This is a genomic window from 'Nostoc azollae' 0708 (genome assembly GCF_000196515.1).
GTDB lineage: Bacteria > Cyanobacteriota > Cyanobacteriia > Cyanobacteriales > Nostocaceae > Trichormus_B > Trichormus_B azollae.
On sequence record NC_014248.1, the window covers coordinates 5,182,065 to 5,201,835 of the forward strand.

General features: G+C 38.0%; 12 protein-coding genes and 3 pseudogenes. 7 read left to right on the forward strand and 8 right to left on the reverse strand.

Translation table 11 applies throughout. The features are described 5' to 3' along the window. Window positions 1–409: 409 nt before the first annotated feature. Window positions 410–1,046 (reverse strand): annotated as a pseudogene (locus AAZO_RS24115) (cation:proton antiporter domain-containing protein); the annotation flags it as partial. A gap of 167 nt (window positions 1,047–1,213) precedes the next feature. Here AAZO_RS24115 and AAZO_RS24120 point away from each other — a divergent pair. Then, window positions 1,214–2,581: a cytochrome P450 gene (locus AAZO_RS24120; protein ID WP_013193167.1), complete on the forward strand. Its 1,368-nt coding sequence runs from the start codon at window positions 1,214–1,216 to the stop codon at window positions 2,579–2,581. Window positions 2,582–2,816: 235 nt separating this feature from the next. On the opposite strand, the gene bioB is transcribed toward AAZO_RS24120, so the two are convergent. Further along, window positions 2,817–3,818, reverse strand: coding sequence for a biotin synthase BioB (bioB, locus tag AAZO_RS24125; protein WP_013193169.1), 1,002 nt, complete (start codon window positions 3,816–3,818; stop codon window positions 2,817–2,819). Window positions 3,819–3,875: 57 nt separating this feature from the next. Between bioB and AAZO_RS24130 the strand changes: the two are divergent. Both AAZO_RS24130 and AAZO_RS24135 read left to right on the forward strand, forming a co-directional pair. Next, a pseudogene (locus AAZO_RS24130) lies at window positions 3,876–4,443 on the forward strand (GNAT family N-acetyltransferase). 344 nt (window positions 4,444–4,787) lie between these two features. Then, the gene (locus AAZO_RS24135; RefSeq protein ID WP_013193170.1) at window positions 4,788–6,236 is read left to right on the forward strand and encodes a protein adenylyltransferase SelO; all 1,449 of its coding nucleotides are present in this window, start codon (window positions 4,788–4,790) and stop codon (window positions 6,234–6,236) included. Window positions 6,237–6,542: 306 nt separating this feature from the next. On the opposite strand, the gene AAZO_RS24140 is transcribed toward AAZO_RS24135, so the two are convergent. From AAZO_RS24140 to AAZO_RS24160, 5 genes are all read right to left on the reverse strand, one after another. Beyond that, on the reverse strand, window positions 6,543–6,827 hold the full coding sequence (locus tag AAZO_RS24140; RefSeq protein ID WP_081462875.1) for a diguanylate cyclase domain-containing protein: 285 nt from the start codon (window positions 6,825–6,827) through the stop codon (window positions 6,543–6,545). A 229-nt stretch (window positions 6,828–7,056) separates the two neighbouring features. Continuing rightward, window positions 7,057–8,073, reverse strand: a complete 1,017-nt coding sequence (locus AAZO_RS24145) for a diguanylate cyclase domain-containing protein (RefSeq protein ID WP_013193171.1) — start codon at window positions 8,071–8,073, stop codon at window positions 7,057–7,059. Between the two features lie 24 nt (window positions 8,074–8,097). Further along, window positions 8,098–11,106: an ATP-binding protein gene (locus AAZO_RS24150; protein ID WP_013193172.1), complete on the reverse strand. Its 3,009-nt coding sequence runs from the start codon at window positions 11,104–11,106 to the stop codon at window positions 8,098–8,100. 161 nt (window positions 11,107–11,267) lie between these two features. Then, entirely contained in the window at window positions 11,268–12,314 is a 1,047-nt protein-coding gene (locus AAZO_RS24155) for a hypothetical protein (RefSeq protein WP_013193173.1), read from the reverse strand. 20 nt (window positions 12,315–12,334) lie between these two features. Continuing rightward, window positions 12,335–12,667, reverse strand: a complete 333-nt coding sequence (locus AAZO_RS24160) for a DUF565 domain-containing protein (RefSeq protein ID WP_013193174.1) — start codon at window positions 12,665–12,667, stop codon at window positions 12,335–12,337. A 129-nt stretch (window positions 12,668–12,796) separates the two neighbouring features. On the opposite strand from AAZO_RS24160, the gene AAZO_RS24165 reads away from it, so the two are divergent. The 4 genes and pseudogenes from AAZO_RS24165 to AAZO_RS24175 all read left to right on the forward strand — a co-directional run bounded on the left by AAZO_RS24165 (window position 12,797) and on the right by AAZO_RS24175 (window position 16,106). Then, window positions 12,797–13,402 (forward strand): hypothetical protein, encoded by a 606-nt coding sequence (locus AAZO_RS24165; RefSeq protein WP_041643715.1) that lies wholly within the window; start codon window positions 12,797–12,799, stop codon window positions 13,400–13,402. Window positions 13,403–13,449: 47 nt separating this feature from the next. After that, on the forward strand, window positions 13,450–13,590 hold the full coding sequence (locus tag AAZO_RS40240; protein ID WP_228371400.1) for a hypothetical protein: 141 nt from the start codon (window positions 13,450–13,452) through the stop codon (window positions 13,588–13,590). 93 nt (window positions 13,591–13,683) lie between these two features. Continuing rightward, a pseudogene (locus AAZO_RS44350) lies at window positions 13,684–14,007 on the forward strand (AAA family ATPase); the annotation flags it as partial. A gap of 281 nt (window positions 14,008–14,288) precedes the next feature. Then, window positions 14,289–16,106, forward strand: coding sequence for an ArnT family glycosyltransferase (locus AAZO_RS24175; protein ID WP_013193176.1), 1,818 nt, complete (start codon window positions 14,289–14,291; stop codon window positions 16,104–16,106). 31 nt (window positions 16,107–16,137) lie between these two features. On the opposite strand, the gene AAZO_RS24180 is transcribed toward AAZO_RS24175, so the two are convergent. Next, a complete protein-coding gene (locus AAZO_RS24180; protein WP_041642101.1) occupies window positions 16,138–19,449 on the reverse strand; it encodes an ATP-binding protein in 3,312 nt (1,103 codons plus the stop codon). Window positions 19,450–19,771: the final 322 nt, after the last annotated feature.

Here is a 19,771-nt window from a genome sequence, read left to right on the forward strand (position 1 = left end):
CAGGGAAAACATTTGGTAATATCTCTAGTCAGTAATGAAATGTGTCCTTTGCTTCCCTTTTCCATATACCGAAATGCAAACCTAAAACCTCAAATATTGGCATTTCCCTCCACTAGAACAAGCATAGAGATACCTGTTCTTTTATCTCTATTTTCCCTTTCCCCCCTCCTCCTTTCTGATTTATACCTATCTTTTTACTTTCTATGTCACCTTGAAGTTTTTTATGCTGCATTTCACCTTGGGCTAACAAGTCTTGAAACTGATGGTTAGTTATTCCCAGTATTTGTTTTCTACGATGTGGATATTCTTGAATATAGTTAATTTAGTGGATTTTTCCTTGTGGTACACCCTCAAAATTCCCTTCTACCATTTTTTTCACACTAAGTTAATTTTCCTGACAGGTCTAAGGAACAATCAGCCCCATAACTATCCCAGATGCGCTCAGCCATATTACATTTACTATAAACCATGTTCCCAACCAGTTATGCCAATTACTCTCTTTAAGGACATAAATGCCAAAATAAACAAACGGAAAAGCTAAAGCGTCATTTAAGCCTCCCTCAGAAGTTAAATCAAAGCGTAACTCATCATCGTCATTTGTATCTGTCAGTTGCACCTCCGAGCTTAATACAGGGTCAGTTGGTACCAGAATTGCACGTAATAAAATTGCCTATCCTCAATTCATCCCTAACCATAATTTCCCTACAGCAGCCAGGGAAAAGATGGAAATTGGCATTAACAATCCAATCAGTCGTGCTCTAATATTCCACAACTTCCACTGGAAAAGTGGAACTATTTTTAAGCCACAACTAAACACAGAAATAATCACAACAAATTGAGTTAATCTTTCCAGCAATTCGGCATTTAATAATTTATGACGACGTCATTGAATCAAACCTGTACCATAAGGTCCTAAAAAAAACCCTCCCAACCATTAGGTAGATCATGGCAAAAGAAAGAGGCAGACGGGAAATCCAACCTGATCCTAAAGTAACAATCAGTAAAACTAGACCATTCACCAACAAATCCAAAATATAAACATCTATCGTAGATTTATGTATACACTTGTATAGAAAGTAATTGCTCCTTTACAAACTTAATGGAGTCTACATTTAAGTAGAAATCACCTCAAGGTAGATTTTTGAGAAATATTTGGCATTTATTGGTAGATTTGTTAGCCTAGTCAGAAAATAAATTGATAGTAATTTTCGTCATGCAACTCCCACCTAGCTCAGAAATTCCCAGATTTATTCAGCGTCTGCAATGGGTTTTTAATCCTTTGAAACTCTTGGAAACATCTGCCAAGACCTACGGAGATTTTTTTACACTTCAGCTAACAAATGCAGAACCAATAGTATTTATTAGCAACCCCCAAGGGATTCAAGAAATTTTTACAACTCCTCCTGATTATTTTGATGCAGGAAGATCAAATAAACTGATTAAACCTTTAGTTGGAGATAACTCTTTACTATTAATAGATGGAGCAACTCACCAACATCAAAGGAGATTATTAACTCCTCCATTTCATGGAGAACGAATGAAAGCCTACGCACAAATTATCACTAACATTACAAAACAAGTAATTAGTGATTGGCAACTTGGGCAACCTTTTTCTGTGCGGGATTCCATGCAAGAAATTTCTCTGCGGGTAATTTTACAAGCTGTATTTGGCTTGTGTGAAGGACAAGGTTTGACAAAGTTACAAAAACTCGTAGCTTCTTTACTGGATTTATCAGGTTCTCCTTTGCGTTCTGCTGTCACTTTCTTTCCTGCATTACAAGTAGATTTAGGGGCTTGGAGTCCTTGGGGAAAATTCCTGCGTGAAAGAGAAAAAATTCATCAAATTCTGTACACTGAAATTCAGGAACGCAGAAATAATCCTGATTCATCTCGCACTGATATCCTTTCCTTAATGATGTCAGCCAAGGATGAAAATGGAGAAGGAATGACAGATATAGAATTGTGTGATGAATTAATGACTTTGTTATTAGCTGGTCATGAAACTACGGCTTCAGCTTTAACATGGGCATTATATTGGGTTCATAATTTACCCATAGTTCGAGAAAAGCTGATTAATGAATTAAATAGTATTACTGAAAATACAGAATTAAATGAAATTTATCGTTTGCCTTATCTGACTGCCGTTTGCCAAGAAACATTACGCATTTATCCGATTGCGATGATTACTTTACCTCGCATAGTTAAAACACCAACAAAAATTATGGGTTATGAATTTGTACCAGGTACTTTACTTGCACCTTGCATATATTTAACTCATCGTCGTCCTGATTTATATCCAGAACCGAAAAAATTTAAACCAGAACGCTTTTTAGAACGTCAATATTCACAATATGAATATCTTCCTTTTGGTGGTGGGAATCGTATCTGTATTGGTATGGCGTTCGCTATGTTTGAAATGAAGTTGGTTCTAGCCACAGTTTTATCGCAGCTATATTTGGAATTAGTTGATAATATTCCTGTCCAACCTATCCGTCGGGGTGTGACTTTAGCCCCTTCTGGTGGTAAATGGTTGGTTGCAACTGGTAAACGGGAAAAGGTGAAGATTGCAGTGGGAGTATAAGTAAGAGCTACCATGTACACACAAGTGCTCGAATATAGCCAAGCCCTCACCGAACCTCCCCCTCACTCCCAATCCTGGGGTGACAAGAATTTTCAAAGTCGCCCATCATTGGGGGATTTAGAGGGCGAAATAAGCTGAAATGAAGACAGGTAGGACTTGTGTGTACACGGTAGGTATGAAGCAGGAAGAAAATGCGGACAATTTTCAGCAATTGTTAGCACTTTTGTATCAGGATCTACACAGTCAAAGCAGCAGATGTTTTTTCATGTTTCTGGAATGGTGGACGCATTTCTAAACCCAGTAAATTCAGCATTTCCCGGTCTGCATCATAATGAGGACAAGGAGTTGTCAGCGTCAACATTTTGTTGTCATCGCTGGAGAAAATCGAATTAGCCCCCGCCATAAAACATAAAGCTTGTTCAACTTGGGAAAGTTTTGCTCTACCTGCGCTTAAGCGGACATCGGAAGTAGGGATGACAATTCTAGCGGTAGCAATCATCCGCACTACATCCCAAATTTTTACTTCCGGTTGATCTGCCAACGGTGTACCAGGAACTTGTGAGAGAATATTAATCGGTACAGACTCTGGATGGGGCTGTAAATTGGATAGCGTGTACAACATTCCTACACGATCTTCCACTCTTTCACCCAAGCCGAGAATGCCACCAGAACAGACAGTAACATTAGTTTGGCGGACATTTTCAATTGTATTCAAGCGATCACCATAAGTGCGCGTAGTAATCACTGTACTATAATATTCCTGGGAAGTGTCCAAGTTATGATTATAAGCATAAAGTCCCGCATCCTCTAACCGCTTGGCCTGATTCGCATTTAGCATCCCCAAAGTACAGCATACCTCCAAACCAATGGAAGTAACATCCTTTACCATATCCAGCACTTCCTCAAACTGGGAATTATCCCGCACTTCCCGCCACGCAGCACCCATACAGACGCGACTTACACCAGTTTCTTTCGCTTTTTGAGCGATGCTAATCACCGTTTCTTTTTCTAACAGTGCTTCCGGCTTTACCTCTGTTTTATAGCGGGAAGATTGAGCGCAGTAACCACAATCTTCGGGGCAACCACCTGTTTTAATAGAGATAAGCTTACAAACTTGTATTTGTTTTGGGTCATGAAATTGGCGATGCACACTAGCAGCTTGATAAATAAGCTCTAGAAATGGTGTATTATATATTGCCAAAATCTCATGTTGCTGCCAATCGTAGCGTATTCCCACCTTCACTATCCTTTTGTAGATTGTTACTTAAATACACAGAATTAATAATTCTAGTGTATGAAATCAGAACTGCCACTAATCACATAACCAATCGTCTGTTATTAAGAGTCAGGATTCCCGAAGATATACCACAAATTATCCAATATTTTACTATTAATAAAGCCTATCTTACACCATTTTCACCCACTTGGGTTGATGGTTTTTCACAGCAGAATATTGGCAATATCAAATCGAACAATATCATCTGGAATTAATTCACGGCTGCGCCTTAAGATTATTTATATATCACTAAATCAACCGCACGAAAATTATTGGCGTTGTCAATTTTAGTAGTTTTGTGCGGGGAGCAGCTAATTTTTGTAATGTTGGATATAGTCTAGCAGAAACAGCACAAAGTCATGGCTACATGACAGAACCATTCAAAGCCAGCACAGAATATATCTTTCAAGAATTAAATTTCCATCGCATCATGGCAAATTATATGCCACACAATCGCCGTAGTGGTAACATGCTAAAAAAAATAGGTTTTGTAATTGAAGGATATGCTAGAGACTATATATTAATTAATAGTAAATGGGAAGATCATGTTCTCACCAGTTTGACTAATTATAACTGGAAACCATAATTAGAGAAATTGTAAGAATTCAGGAGTCAGGAGTCAGGAGTCAGAATGTTTGAGAAATTGGTTAATTATCAAATAGGTATTTTTGGCGTTAGCCTGAAAAAACTGACTGCTGTTCGCGTAGCGTGCCGTTAGGCATTAGCTGAATGCTTACGAGAAATTCAGGAGTATGGCTATAGCTTCCCCTAGGTTACACTATCAGGAGTCAGGAGTATACTTAACAACAAGATCCCCGACTCCTTAAAGAATTGGGGGATCTGAATCCTGATAATTACGAATTACGAATTACTAGTCCCTAATCATATCAGATGTAAGATAAAGATAAGAACAATTAAGAATGGCTGATAATGACACTGGCTGAAACTCGAAATTACAAAGATTCTAGTAATCCTTTACTATCTCTCAACTACGAAAGCGCCTTAGAATCTCTAGGTAATGATTACTACGATGAAGTTGCTGCAGAGGAATTTCCTCAACATATTCTGCGTTGGCGCAATAATGCATTATTACCCCGTTTAGGACTTGATCCACAACTAGTAAAAAATGAAGATTTTATTACCGCTTTTGGTAAATTTCAACAACGAAAACCCTTTTTAGCATTGCGTTATCACGGTTATCAATTTGGTGAATATAACCCACATTTGGGTGATGGTAGAGGGTTTCTCTATGGACAAATACGGGGAAGCGATCACGAATTATACGACTTTAGTACAAAAGGTTCTGGGAGAACACCTTACTCCCGTGCTGGTGACGGTATGCTCACACTCAAAGGTGGAGTCAGGGAAGTTCTTGCAGCCGAAGCACTTAACCGTTTAGGGGTCAGAACCTCCCGCTGTTTAAGCATGATTGAAACCGGACTAGGTTTATGGCGTGGAGATGAACCTTCCCCTACTCGTTCATCAGTAATGATACGCATGAGCAAATCTCATATCCGGTTTGGAACTTTTGAAAGACTGCACTATTTAAAACGTCCTGATTTAACTAAGAAATTGTTAGATCATGTGATTGAGCAATATTACCAGAACCTCATTAATGAACATGATAAATATGCCCTCTTTTATGCAGAATTAGTGCAGCGAGTAGCAGAGTTAGTAGCACAGTGGATGGCGGCAGGTTTTTGTCATGGAGTCTTGAATACTGATAATATGTCAATTACAGGGGAGAGTTTTGACTATGGACCTTATGCCTTTATTCCTACTTATGATTTATACTTCACCGCTGCATACTTTGATTATTATCGACGCTATTGTTACGGTCAGCAACCGAGTATTTGTCATTTGAATTTAGAAATGCTGCAAGAACCGCTAAAGGCAGTAATTGATATAGCTGATTTACAAAATGGTCTATCTAAATTTGCCGAATATTATCAGGTTGAATATCGAAATCTAATTTTGAAAAAATTAGGGCTTGGCAATTTGCATTTTGTAGAAGCTGATGATTTATTGGAATTGACAATTACCTTATTAAAAGATAGTCAAGTTAGTTATCATCAATTCTTCGCGGATATGACTCTTACTTTTTCAAGTCAATGGCGAGATGAGCCAGCTTTTGTGATGAATGATTCTGAAATTTTTCCAGCTTTAGGAGCATCTGCAGTTTTCCATAATTGGTGTGTACTTTATCATAAAATTCTCAATAACTTTGACCCTGAAAAAATGGTAATAATTGCAAAAAATTTAACTAAATATAATCCACGAGCTAATTTATTAAGACCTGTAATTGAATCAATTTGGGAACCGATAATAGAAGCAGATAATTGGCAACCTTTCTATGATTTAGTTCAACAGTTTCAGTAACATAACCACCCCACTAATTAATGTACGCCTTTTTAATGTAGTAGTCTGGCAATACTATTCATCCCCTGGGGCTAAAATACCTCTATTATCCCATTTTTTTAGAGGGAATAAGGGATATCTTCAGAAAATGTGCATCTTAACTGAGTAGTATTGCTTAGAGGAAATTCTTTATACTTTTATAGTATCAATAGCCTTTTCTAGCATATCAACTAAAGAGTTTGGGAGCATTTTAACATTGGGAAAAATTGTTTCTAAATTGACAGTGATTTATTTTTAAAAAATCTAGTTCTTCTTGGATTAACGTGCCTACATAAACAGATATTGAGAATCAGTATTAGCGAGAATTACAGCAAATTTTTTATTTTCATAACGGGCTACTAAATCAGTTGAACGTTTAACTACTGATTTAATTTCTGTAGCTAATAGCTGTAAGCATTTGTCTGTTTTTAAATGATCATCAGCATGAAGAAAGTTTTTGAAAAAATCCACATTGCATAATAATAGAGAAATGGGTGATTTTTCACGAGAAAGTTTTTGCCATTGCAAATTTAAATATTCATCAAACTTTTTCCGATTGGCCAATCTCGTCAGAGGGTCTAAGAGATCACCGTATTGTCAATCCTGATTAGCCGTAACCAAGATTTTGGATTTTGGATTTCGGATTAATTCCACGAATAAATAAATCTAGGGGTTTGTATCATCAAGGAATTATTGTCAGTTCTATAGAGGTTAAAAACTTGACACTCATGCGGTTCTTTATTCCCACTTCCCCAGAGTTAAATTAAATTTTTAATTCTTAATTTTTAATTCTCCTCTATCTTCATGACATCAAATTTTTAGATACAATCCTGTTTCTACCTTGCGCTTTGGCAGTATAGAGTGCTTGATCTCCAACTTCAATTAAAGTATTGGGAGCAATTTGCATATTAGGGAAAATAGTTGCAACTCCTATACTCAAAGTAACATAATTATCAACTTTAGATTGAGCGTGGGGAATCTTGAGATTATATACTTTTTGTCGAATGTCTTCAGCTAAGTAAATAGCTACTTTATCATTGGTATTGGAAAGAATTACTGCAAATTCTTCTCCACCATAACGAGCTAATAAATCAGATGGCCGCCTAACTGATAATTTAAGTGTTTTAGCAATTTGCTTTAAACAATCATCTCCGGTTAAATGACCATAAGTATCATTATAATTTTTAAAAAAATCTACATCACATAATAATAAAGACAGAGGCAATTTTTCACGAGCGAGTCTTTGCCATTCTGAATTTAAATATTCATCAAATTTTCTACGGTTGGCAACTCCTGTTAATCCATCGAGAAAAACAAAAAGTTGTAATTGCTGATTTGCTGCCAGCAACGCTGCTTCAAATCGTTGACGTTCTTTGATTTCTTGTTGTAAGAGTTTGTTTTGTTGAATAAGTTGCTGATTTTGCTGGTAAATAACAACTTGATTCCTCACTCTTGCTAATACTTCTAATTCTTGAAAAGGTTTAGTAATGTAGTCTCCTCCACCAATTTCAAAGGCTATAATTTTATCAGTAGTCTGATCTAAAGCACTAATAAAAATTATAGGTATATTGGCAGTTTTTTCTTGAGACTTTAATTGTCTACACACTTCATAGCCATTCATATCTGGCATATTAATATCCAGTAAAATCAAATCAGGAGGTTCTATCTTTGCTGCTTGTATGGCAATTTCTCCACTAACTGTTTTTTTTACTTTAAATCCTTTTGATTCTAACATTTTGGATAATAAACGGAGATTGTCTGGATTATCATCAACAATTAAAATTTGTCCGAAATTGTGTTCGTAATCAGATGAGAACATAATTCAATTTAATTTAATTTGATTTTAGTCAGGAGCAGTGAGGTTAATAATTGTTTCTATATGGAAGTTATAAACTAAATTTTTTAAACCATCAGCTAGTTGTCTGTGTTCCGCGGGTATTTGTTCAAACAGTTCATAAAGTTGTGCATCGTCAATCACTATTGCTGCTGCATGAACCTGAGCAATCCAAAATGGTGCCATAACCTGTAAATCAGAGTTACTCAATTTTATTAATCTATGATCAGTTTTCAGCTTATTTTGTTTTTGTTGCTGATGAATCTCTGCATAGAGATAGCGTAAATTTAGATACTGAGCCATTTTTTCAAAGAGCATCTTTTCTTCAAAAGGCTTAGAAATAATATCGTCACAACCGACTTGTAAAATAGCTTGTTTATCTTCTTCAAAAGCACTTGCAGTTAGAGCAATCATGATGATATTTTTTCCTTGATTCATGGCTCTAATTTGCTTGGTTGCTTCATACCCGTTCATCACTGGCATTTGTATATCCATCCAAATCAGATGGGGTTCCCACTCTTGGCAAATATCAATTGCTTGTAAACCATTTTCTACTGCACGTACATCTAACCCAACAGATTCTAGTAGTTTAACTAGTAAAAGACGATTTTCTAAAATGTCTTCAACAATTAAGATTCTGTATCTAGGTTGTCCTGGTTCTAGACCAACAACTCTTTTGGTATTTTTAATAGGAGAAATGATATCTCCCTTATTAGCAAGACTGAGTTGAACACGACAAGTAAAGGTTGTACCCTCACCTAAAATACTCTTAACTGTTATGTCACCTCCCATGAGTCTAGCAAATTGACGGCTAATAGCTAATCCCAGTCCAGTCCCTTGCATAAACTGTCTTCCACCTTTGGACTGGAGGAATGCTTCAAAAATTAATTCTTGGTCTTCAAGAGCAATACCGGCACCTGTATCTTCCACTTCTAATTCAATTAGAACTTTGCCATTTGTTACAGCTAAAGGTGCATAATTTGGAGGACAGGATACCCTGATAGCGACATGACCAACAACGGTAAATTTTATAGCATTACCTATTAAATTAATTAGTATTTGTTTGAGTTTGCCTTCATCTCCAAAAACATATTTATTCACCTCGACACCAAATTCAGTAATTAAATTTATTCCCTTATCTGCAGCTTTGAGAGCAAACATTTCTTGAATTGAGTAAATGAGACGATACAAGTCAAAATAGGTTTCATTTAGGGTTGGTTTACCAGCTTCAATCTTAGACATTTCCAATACATCATTAATTAATGAGAGCAAATGCTCACCACTGCGACTAATGATGTCTAAATTTTCTTGATCTTCTTGAGATAATGAGCTATTACGGGTTAATATTTGAGTGAAACCCAAGATGGCATTGAGTGGAGTTCGTAATTCATGACTCATCTTGGCCAAGAATTGACTTTTAGCACGGTTGGCAATTTCTGCCTGTTCAGCTGCTTGTTGTAATGCTACTTGGGAAAACTCTAGTGCAGCAAGCATGAGGCTATTTCTCATCTCTTGTGCCACTTCAATTTCAAATATTTGCCAAGGAAGTGATTTGTGTTTAACTGTCTGTTTCCATAGTTCAAATGATTTACGTGGGGTGAGGTAATATTCTTGCTGTGAGTTCACAGCTATTGCTTCATGGGGATTACCTGCCCAATTTACAGTTTGAACTTGCTCTGGTCTGAACCAGATAATATGATAAGACTGCTGATGGAGAAATATTGAAATTGCTAAAATACCAGTTGCTATATCTTGAAACTTGCTAGCGTTTGGATATAGTGGTGGGAGCGAATCTGTGTAAAAAATTTCTTGTTGATTTTTTTGATTTAATATCCACTCTACTAGATCCCGCGTATCTTCTGCTGATGGGGTATTACCAATTAATATTAATTGTCCTTGTAATAAAACAGCAGTGCCATTCGCTTTTAATAATTTTAATAAATTTGTTTTATTCCGCTGGAAGACCTTACCGATGTGATCTAATTCATTGGTTAAATTGTGATTTAGTTCTTGTTGAATTAATTTGACTTTTTGACGGTAGAAATTTAAGGCTCGTTCGCGATGATTAACTAATTCAATAGATGAGAATTGACCGATTACTTCACAAATTTTCCGAATCTCATAATCAATATATCTGGGGGAGTAATGGTGACAAGCAATTAAACCCCAAAGCTTATTTTCATGAATGAGTGAAATGCACATTGAAGCAGTCACACCCATATTTTGTAAGTATTCTACATGACAGGATGAGATATTTCTTAATATTGCACAACTTAAATCAAGGGGTTCATTGCTAAGAGGATGATTGCTGGGAATAATTTTTACAGGTTGATAATTAACATCTGGAATGATTCGCAGCCGATTTTTGTAGTAAAGTTGTCTGGCTTGATTAGGAACGTCAAAAGCAGGATAATGTAATCCTAAATAACTTTCTAAATTACTTTGTTTATCTTCGGCAATAACAACTCCACTGTAGTCTGGGGTAAAGCTGTATATCATTACCCTATCAAACTGAGTTATTTTTCTCACTTCTTGGGCAATTATTTGATGAATATCCGATAAATGGAAGGCGTTACGTATGTTGAAAATTGCTGTTTCTAAAAGATAAGTATATCCTACTAATGCATTTGTTGTGATAGCTGCATGAGGTTCTAACTCTAGGATTAGAACTCCATTAGAACGATGCAGGATTCCTAATAATCTTGAAGACTTTTTTTGGTTGTAAATTGTAATTTCTAATGAATGGATAACTACGGGTTTATCCTCTTGTAACGAATGAGTAATTGATTCTATTTGTTCTGAAGATAAGAGGCAGTTTAAGTTTTGCCCCAGTAAAGACTCTGGGGGAATCCCAAAAAAATGATTTGTATTTTCACTAATTTGTAAGATTGTTAAATCTGGTTCTTGTAAAGCTAGGAGTACACCATGTGCCTGTATATAACCAGGGATGTGAATTGGTTGTTGTTCATATTTACTATAATCGAGACTTTCCGGTATGTTAAAGTATTTATTTTTCATATATAATTCATTTATGTTTTTTATATATTTTCTAGTTGGTGGGTGAAAATAAATGTAATACCCAATATATAGAACTCCTATATATACCCGGCTTTTTTTAGAATTCAGTGAGCTATATTGTGAGCGCTTTACAGCTAATTCGGTTGATATATTTAGCAATATCAAGAGTAATGACTATATATTGCACCAAAAGAGTGGTTAGTATCAACTTTCACGATTAAATCAACTTTGGCAGATTTCAGTAACGGCTTGATCAATAATTCTGGGTGTAATGAGCGCCAAAAGTAATTGACAAATTTTTCTATTTCTGCATCGTTCATACCTGATTTGCCAGTAGTAATCATTTTCTTTTCTGCTTGTTTACGCCATTGTAAAGAACAATGATAATCGTTGGGCTCAAGTGCTATTAAGCTATCTAAGCGTGACCATAATGGTAAATAAGCTTGGAGTTGATGATTCATGTCACGAGCAAAAGCGCGGTCTTCATGTGTGACGATGGGTGGCGGTGCAGTATCAAAAGTTTGGGGCTCAATGGGTTGCACACCAACAAACCAGCCTTCAAATAGGACTATATCAACGTGGGTAAAAATTTCTGGGGTGGTGCGATCACCTGCACCGGAGTAAGCTGATTTATCAAAGCGGGGAACGCTTATAGGACTCTTGCCTTCATGAATCTGATCGAGTAAAATTAAACCTAAGTCGATATCGTGGGTTCCTGGTGGGCCGCGCCAAATTAAACGGGGATCTTGCTGAGTTAAAGCCAAGCGATCGCTATAAGTTTTGTACAAGTCATCCAAAGATAAACACAAAGTACAGTATCCCAACTGCTGGATAATCAAACTCAGAATCTGGCACATTGTGGTTTTACCAGTACCTTGTCCACCTAAAATCCCCTGGATAAAAGGTCTACCCAAATTTTGACGACTTGAAACAATTTTGATCGCCAGCGGTAGCCATAAATCCCACAAAACCTGTAACATGGCTTGAGACAGCATTTCCAGGTTAGTTTGGCAAAATTGGCTAAAAGTGGGTAAAACAGATTTAAGTAGCTGTGATCGCTCTAAAATAACTTGAGCTACATTCTCCGGGGTAATGCCAAAAATCTTTGCCCTCACAGAATCCGTCAATGCTTCTTCTTGTGCAGAAACTTGCCAATAGGCATCCGTAATACCTTTAGTAAAAAATTTATTTAGCCACTCATCGGTCATAATCAGCACCCCCAAACAAATCAAGAACCTAATTTGAAAGCTTCTAAAAATAGACTGTAGATAAAACCAATCTTGAGTAAATTGAGTGATTCTACCCAAATTGCTTGTCTAGCAAAAAAGTTGCGACTATAAAATATTCTGCTGGTAATCTCCGTCAGTAAGACTAAAAAAGCAGCTACAACAATATCCAACTCTGCCTTTTGTCCAGCAGTAGTAGACACTGCCGAACCCATAAAAAAACCAAACAACCAAGAAATTAACAGCAGCGAAAATCGCCGCCAAGGATTAACAAACCATTGCCCCAAACTCCTAGCAATAGTATCTAATAGGTTATTAAGACGAGTATTTTGCATGAAGGTGACTGGAGACTGGAGACTGGAGACTGGGGACTGGAGAGAAATTTCTTCTCTTGCCTTCTTCCTTGTATCTATATCCCTTAAAACTGACAACTAAGAAAAATCTTATCTCTAAAAAGTATGATTATGAAATCTTCCATGTATCGCAACTTGGCAGTTATAACTTGTGCATTGGGACTACTAGGACTGATAGCCGGATGCTTAGGACTGAGTGTATCCTTTGAGCCAGACCAGCCAGACCTTTTATCAACACTTACTGATCAAACTCCTGCATTAGAAGAAAAGATAGCCCCACCAACTGGCTCACAAAAAGTCATATCTGCTAGTGCAGATAATGTCACAAGTGCAACACATAAACAATTAGAAAAACCCACTTCAGAAAACCCAGCTAATAAAAGCAAAGGCTTAGGCAGTTTGCGAATGAGTAATCAAACAAATCAACCTGTACGTCTAGCCCTATTAGCCCGACATTCATCCGTAAAAAACTCCGCAGCCAGCAAAAATAAATATAATTTTCCAGCCCATTGGGATTTTGCTCCCCAAGAAGGTAGTCAAAAAGGTTTAATTTTATCCCTCCCAGAGGGTAATTTAAAACTAGAAAAAGGAGATATTTTAGTAGCCTTTGCCCAAGATGGCACCCGACGCTATTGGGGACCCTATATTGTTGGAGAAACCTCCTCACCAGAATGGAATTCCCAAACCAAAGAATGGCAATTGCTACTAACTCCTTAAAAGGTGTAGGGTTAAAGGTGCTGGGAAAAATTAAATTGATCAAACCTATGGCAGATTCAAACGTTCAACTGTCCGGTCGAGAAATTTATCGAACAATTGGTAACAACATTCAAAAAGTGATGAAAGAGCAATCAGCAGCAATTAGAAAATTGTTAGCTGCCTTTGCTAGTGGTGGACAGATCTTGTGAGAAGATTCTCCCGGAACTGGTGAAACCAGTTTAGCTAAAGCCTTAGCATTTTCTGTTGATGTCAGCTTGAAACGAATTTAATTTACACCTCACTTATTACCATCAGATATCTTAGGTGTTTCGATTTTAAACCCCAACGCACAAACCTTTAATTTCCATGAAGGTGCGATTTTTGCTCACATAGTTTTAGCTGATGAAATCAACCGTGCTTCACCCCGCACCCAATCAGCACTATTAGAAGCAACGGCAGAATTTCAAGTTACTGTGGATGGAAACTTGCGAAAACTAAAATATCCACTTTTTGTAATTGCCACACAAAACCCAGTTGAATCTCTTGGAACTTACCCCCTCCCAGAAGCCCAAATGGATCGGTTTGCACTGCAATTTAGCTTAGCATATATCTCAGCAGCAGAATAAGTTAACCTGTTATCAGATCAAATTCAACAACATTCCATAGATACAATTCAACCATAGTTAATGATATCGCTTACAAAGTTAAACCTATCATCATTGATTGAACTTCATTATCGCTATCGTTTTGATCCCCAAGGTCTTCAAGATGCGGAAAGAGATGGTTAAATAAATATCGCTCCTCAGATCCCCGACTTCTGTCAGAATAAAATCTGACCAAAGAACGACTTTTGAATTATTGTGTTTAAGGGAAAGACACCATTTACCGTGTCTGTAAGTATGGATTTATGAGGCTAAAATTGAGCAATCGCTCCTCTGTTGACCAATGGATTAATAAGATAGAACAGCGTCCAGCCCTTGCTGTGACTATTTCAATAGTGTGGTTGCTGTTGATTAATTACATCGCCTTTGTCTGGAATTTGGGCAATATTGGCTTAATTGACGAAACTGAGCCGCTGTTTGCAGAAGCTTCCCGGCAAATGCTAGTTACAGGTGATTGGATTACACCCTTTTTTAATGGTGAAACTCGTTTTGACAAACCAGCGTTAATTTACTGGTGTCAAGCGCTCGCCTACTCTATTATGGGGGTGAATGAATGGGCAGCACGCATACCCTCGGCATTAGCAGCAACGGGTGTGACAGCTTTGGCATTCTACGGTATACACTGGCATTTTGCCAAAAAAGATCAATTAGAGCAAGTTGCAAATCCTAATCGTCGTTACTTAACAGCAGCTATTGCATCAGCTTTAATGGCACTCAATCCCGAAATGATTGTTTGGGGGAGAGTTGGTGTTTCCGATATGTTACTCACCGGTTGTATAGCCTCAGCTTTGCTTTGCTTCTTTTTGGGATACGCTCAAAATTCTTCCCCTTCTCCCTTCCCCAATAAATGGTATCTGGCTTGTTATGTATTGATGACCGGAGCAATTTTAACCAAAGGACCAGTGGGAATAGTTTTACCAGGATTAATTATGATTGCCTTTGCCCTATACTTAGGCAAATTCTGCGAACTGTGGCGAGAAATGCGCCCGATTTTGGGCATGGGAATAGTCTTCGCTTTATCTGCTCCCTGGTACATCTTGGTGACTTGGCGCAACGGCTGGAATTTTATTAATACCTTTTTTGTTTATCACAACATAGAACGCTTTACAGAGGTTGTGAATGGTCACTCAGCCCCTTGGTATTTTTATTTTTTGGTAGTATTGTTGGGTTTTGCACCATATTCAGTTTTTATACCTATGTCCATAGCCAGGTTAAAATTTTGGCAGCGCTCGCACTGGAAAAATCAGGAACGTTCTCAACAATTGGGTTTATTTGCCTGTTTCTGGTTTTTGGGTGTATTTTGCTTTTTCACCATCTCCGTCACCAAACTCCCCAGTTACGTATTACCTTTAATGCCAGCAGCAGCCATTCTTGTAGCCTTATCTTGGAGTAACCTGTACCCAAACACACAAACTCCTCAAGCTTTCCACATCAGTAGTTGGGTGAATGTGGCTTTTCTCTCAACACTTGGAGTGGCATTATTCAACATATCCCACATTATCGGCAAAGACCCCGCTGCACCTGAATTGTACGAACAAATACAAAATTCAGGAATGGCTAATGTGGGTGGTATAATTTGGCTGACTGGTGCTGTAATTATCGCTATTTTGATCCTCTCTTACCGTTGGCGTGCCATCATTACTATTAATTTGGTGGGTTTCGTAGCATTTTTATCATTGGTTTTAATGCCTGCTTTATTCTTGATGGATCAAGAGCGTCAGGAACCTTTAAGACAATTATCTGCGCTCGCAGTCAAAGAAAAACAACCCAATGAAGAATTAGTCATGGTCGGTTTCAAAAAACCGACCGTCACTTTCTACACTCAAAACAAAGTTAATTACCTGGAATTTTCCCAACAAGCTTTAGACCATATTTACAATCAAGCAGCCAACAAAACACATCCAGCATCACTGCTACTTCTGACCGAGCAGAAAAAGTTAATTGATATGAACTTACCACCAGATATTTATAAAAATATCGCCACCAAAGGAGCTTATAATCTCATTCGTATTCCCTTGCAGAGAATTAAACAAAACAAAAAGGAAAAAACAGACATTTCGTAATTCGTAATTTACTCCCCTACCCAATGCGCAATCAACAATTTTTACCATTTAGCAAAGCCTGATTAATTTGTTTTAATAAATCTTCCATGGAGATAGAGCGAGGTAATATCTGGGTAGCAATATTACCAGCAATATCTGCTAAACCACCAACCACATTATTATTTTTTAATAGCTGATATCCTTCCTTGTTTGGTTGTGAAACTTCTGCATTTTTCACCTGATTCAATCTTTGAGCAATCACCAAAATAGGTGGTAAGTTCAACTGTAAATCTGGCAGAGCTTTTAATGCTTTCTGCACTTCTTTATGAATAGCAGATTCACCCAAACAAATTAGGATTAAATCAACACTTTGATGGCGAATTTGTTGCAGCATCTCTGCCCAGCAGTTTCCCATAGCCGCTTTAAAGCCAGCAGTTTGTAAGTACTGAATTAAAGCTTGAAACCATTCTGATCCCCGTTCTGTATTTGCAGAAGATTCACCCTGTGCAAACTCACTTTTGAGAGCAGATTTCTTTTCTAGTTGTTCACCCTTAACCTGCTTGGATTTTACCTGTGGCAAATCACGTAACATGGTCACATCTACTACTAGAATATTGGGAGGGCAGCAAATACCAGAAGCAATTTGCAGCACTGACAATAAAGCATCTGGTTTTCCTTTGGAATTAGCATTTTCTTTGCCCAAAGGAGTTAAGTAAGGAAACACAGATAATTCTGGTATTTGGGAAGCACTTAAAGTAGTAGCAACATCGCAAGTCACCAAAGGTATAGCCGCTAAACGTGGATACTTAGTCAACTTTTGGAGATAATTTTGGGCTGTAGAAGCTTCCACATCTAATAAAATGACATCAAACTGCCAAACCCTTGCTAAAAGTTCTGCTTGATCTAAATCATCTACTTCAATGACTCGATGTTCTCGCAAAGAAGGTTGGGGATTAACAAATTCTAATTCGGAATTCACCAACCTCAGAATCCGCAAAGGCGTTTTTATTGGGGTGTTGTTGTTATTTTCTAAACCTATTTGTTCACCTTCTGGTGTATTAGACAATCTTTCCAAAATCGGTACTAAAGCCTGATGTTCAACTGGTAAACTCAAGAAACTATCAGCACGGTGAGCATAAGCGTGTTCTTTTTCTGCTCCCGTTGCTGTGACAATCACAGGAATATGGCGAGTTACACTATCCGATTTTAGTAAAGTCAGCACATCCCAACCGGAAAGTAGGGGTAGTAAGGGGTTCAAAAATATAGTTTTTGGTTGCAAACGACGGGCTTTTTCCAGTGCTTCTGTTCCCGATCGCGCAATCACCACGCGATAGCCTAAACTTTTAAGATGTTGGGTTAAGTCTTCAATATATCGAGCTACTGCTTCAACCACTAACACTAATCGTTGAGAAGAAATGGGTTGATGTGATTCCGAATTTCCCCCTTCTGATTCCCCAAAGCTGGTTCTGGGAGGAGTGGGTGGTAATAGCAGAGTAAACTGGCTACCTTTACCTTCCTGAGACAAAAAGCTGACATCTCCCCCATGTAGACGAGCCAAAGCCCTTGTTAATACTAGTCCTAAACCAGTGCCTTCAAACTGTCGAGTCAGGGGATTTTCCAATTGTTGGAATTTTTGAAAGATTAAATGTTGTTGATGTTCAGGAATACCAATACCTGTATCCCAAACTGTAAAAGCAATCCAACCTTCCCAACGATTCACCCGCAACCCAATTTCTCCAGAGGTTTCGGTGAACTTAAAGGCATTAGAAAGCAAGTGTACCAACATTTGACGCAATCGTAATTCATCTGCAACTATCTGCTCTAAGCCCGGTTCAATACTTAAGCTGAATTGATGATCCTGTGAATGCTTGCTTTCAGATCGAGAGGAATGAATAAATTTGCTAGGTTGATTGTGGAGTGTTTTAACTTCTGATAAAGCGTGATCGCACACTTCCCGAATTTGCACTGGGGAGGGAGTAAGTTCCATCTGTCCAGTTTCCATCCGAGTCAAATCCAAAATATCATTAATCACACTCATCAAATGGCGGCCACTTTGATGAATTAAACTCGCATAACGGGCTTGTCGCTCGTTTAATTCTCCTAATTGTTGATCTACCAACAAACGTGACAAACCCAAAACTGCTGTCAGTGGTGTTTTCAGTTCATGACTAATACAAGCTAAAAACTCATCTTTTAACCGATTCAGTTGAATCAGATCGGCATTTTTTGCTGCTAATTCTTTGAAAAGTTGTTGCTGTTCAGTCACATCAGTGGCTAAAACCAACCAGAGATCCTCAGTTAAGAGTTCTGAATTTTCAGTGGTGAGCGTAAATTCTGAATCACCACTCAAAACTTTTAATTCATGACTATCTAAAGGAATTTTAGCAAACTGCCAAATTCGCTCCTGACCATTCTGCACTTCCACAACACAAGTACAAGTACCCTGTTGAGCATCTAAATAGCAGTGACTACCAGAAGTAGTATTTGCAGGTACTTGTAGCTCGTCGATAATTGGTAAAACCGATGGTGAGTGAAGAGCTTCATTTCTTCTAGAAAAGTGATTACTATCAGCAGGCCATTTCATCTCCGTGGCTCTTTCTTCGGTTTCGCTGACTCTGTTATGGGGATGAATCTTCACCGCTTGTTGATTAGTGTATTCTAGGTCTTGAGGGCGGACAGGAGCAAGAATAGTTTCTACTTGTTGTCTAATTCCTTCTGGATCTTTCAGGACTCCTAATTGTTGCCACCAAGCAGGGTTTTGCGTTAAAACCTCACCATTACCAGTTTGTAACATCAAAGGCCAAGGTAGTCTTTCCAGCAACTTAACCAAAGGCTTGTGCTTGAATGGTTGATGCTCATTTTGGTCGTATGAGCGAGTTTTGTCCACACCCTGATTTTCTGTTCCCATGCCTGGGAGGCCCAGACCTATTGTTGATCTCTTCCTAGTCAAAAAACTTAGTAAGCGTGAGTTATCCACCAGACCCACAAATTTACCATCTGAATCAGTCAACGCCCAATCTAAAATTTTATTTTTTTGGTTTTGTTGATAACGCAAAAACAAATTAAATTTGTCCAGATGCTCAGAAGCTGATATTGTCTGTATTGGTGAAATCAGACTGGGACTTAAATTACAGATTGACTGGTGTAGAGTTAAAAACGTTTCGCCACTAGCTGCTGCTAATAAATTCGGGATTAAACGGGCAGAGTACAACAATCCTATAGGGTATTGTTGTTGATTCACCACTACCAAGCGATCGCACTGCTCTTTCTCCAAAATCTCCAGCACCACTCCCAAAGTGCTTGTTTCCGGGCAGCTGGGTACGGTTGATAGAAAGTCATAAAGCGGGTAATGTAACATTAACATAAGACTTAAGGGGTCATTCTTCCTCTGTCCGCCTTTGGCATCCATTATCTGCCAAAGTGCTGAGGGTTTTCATGCATGAAAAAATCTCCTCCAAGAAAATTCATACAAGCGTTCTTGGTGGCAATTTAAATTTTATAGAAGCAATTAAATCGACTCTCCTTGACAATTGCTTGCCTCCCACAATTTCCAGAGCAGCTGTGGTTCCGGTTGCCACTCTCGCCAACAACGCGCTATCCTTACCCGTATCTTGTTGGTATTGAAACTCCTTATCTATAGTTACAGCTAAAACAATTATCGCTCCAAAGATTCGCTTTAGAACCTT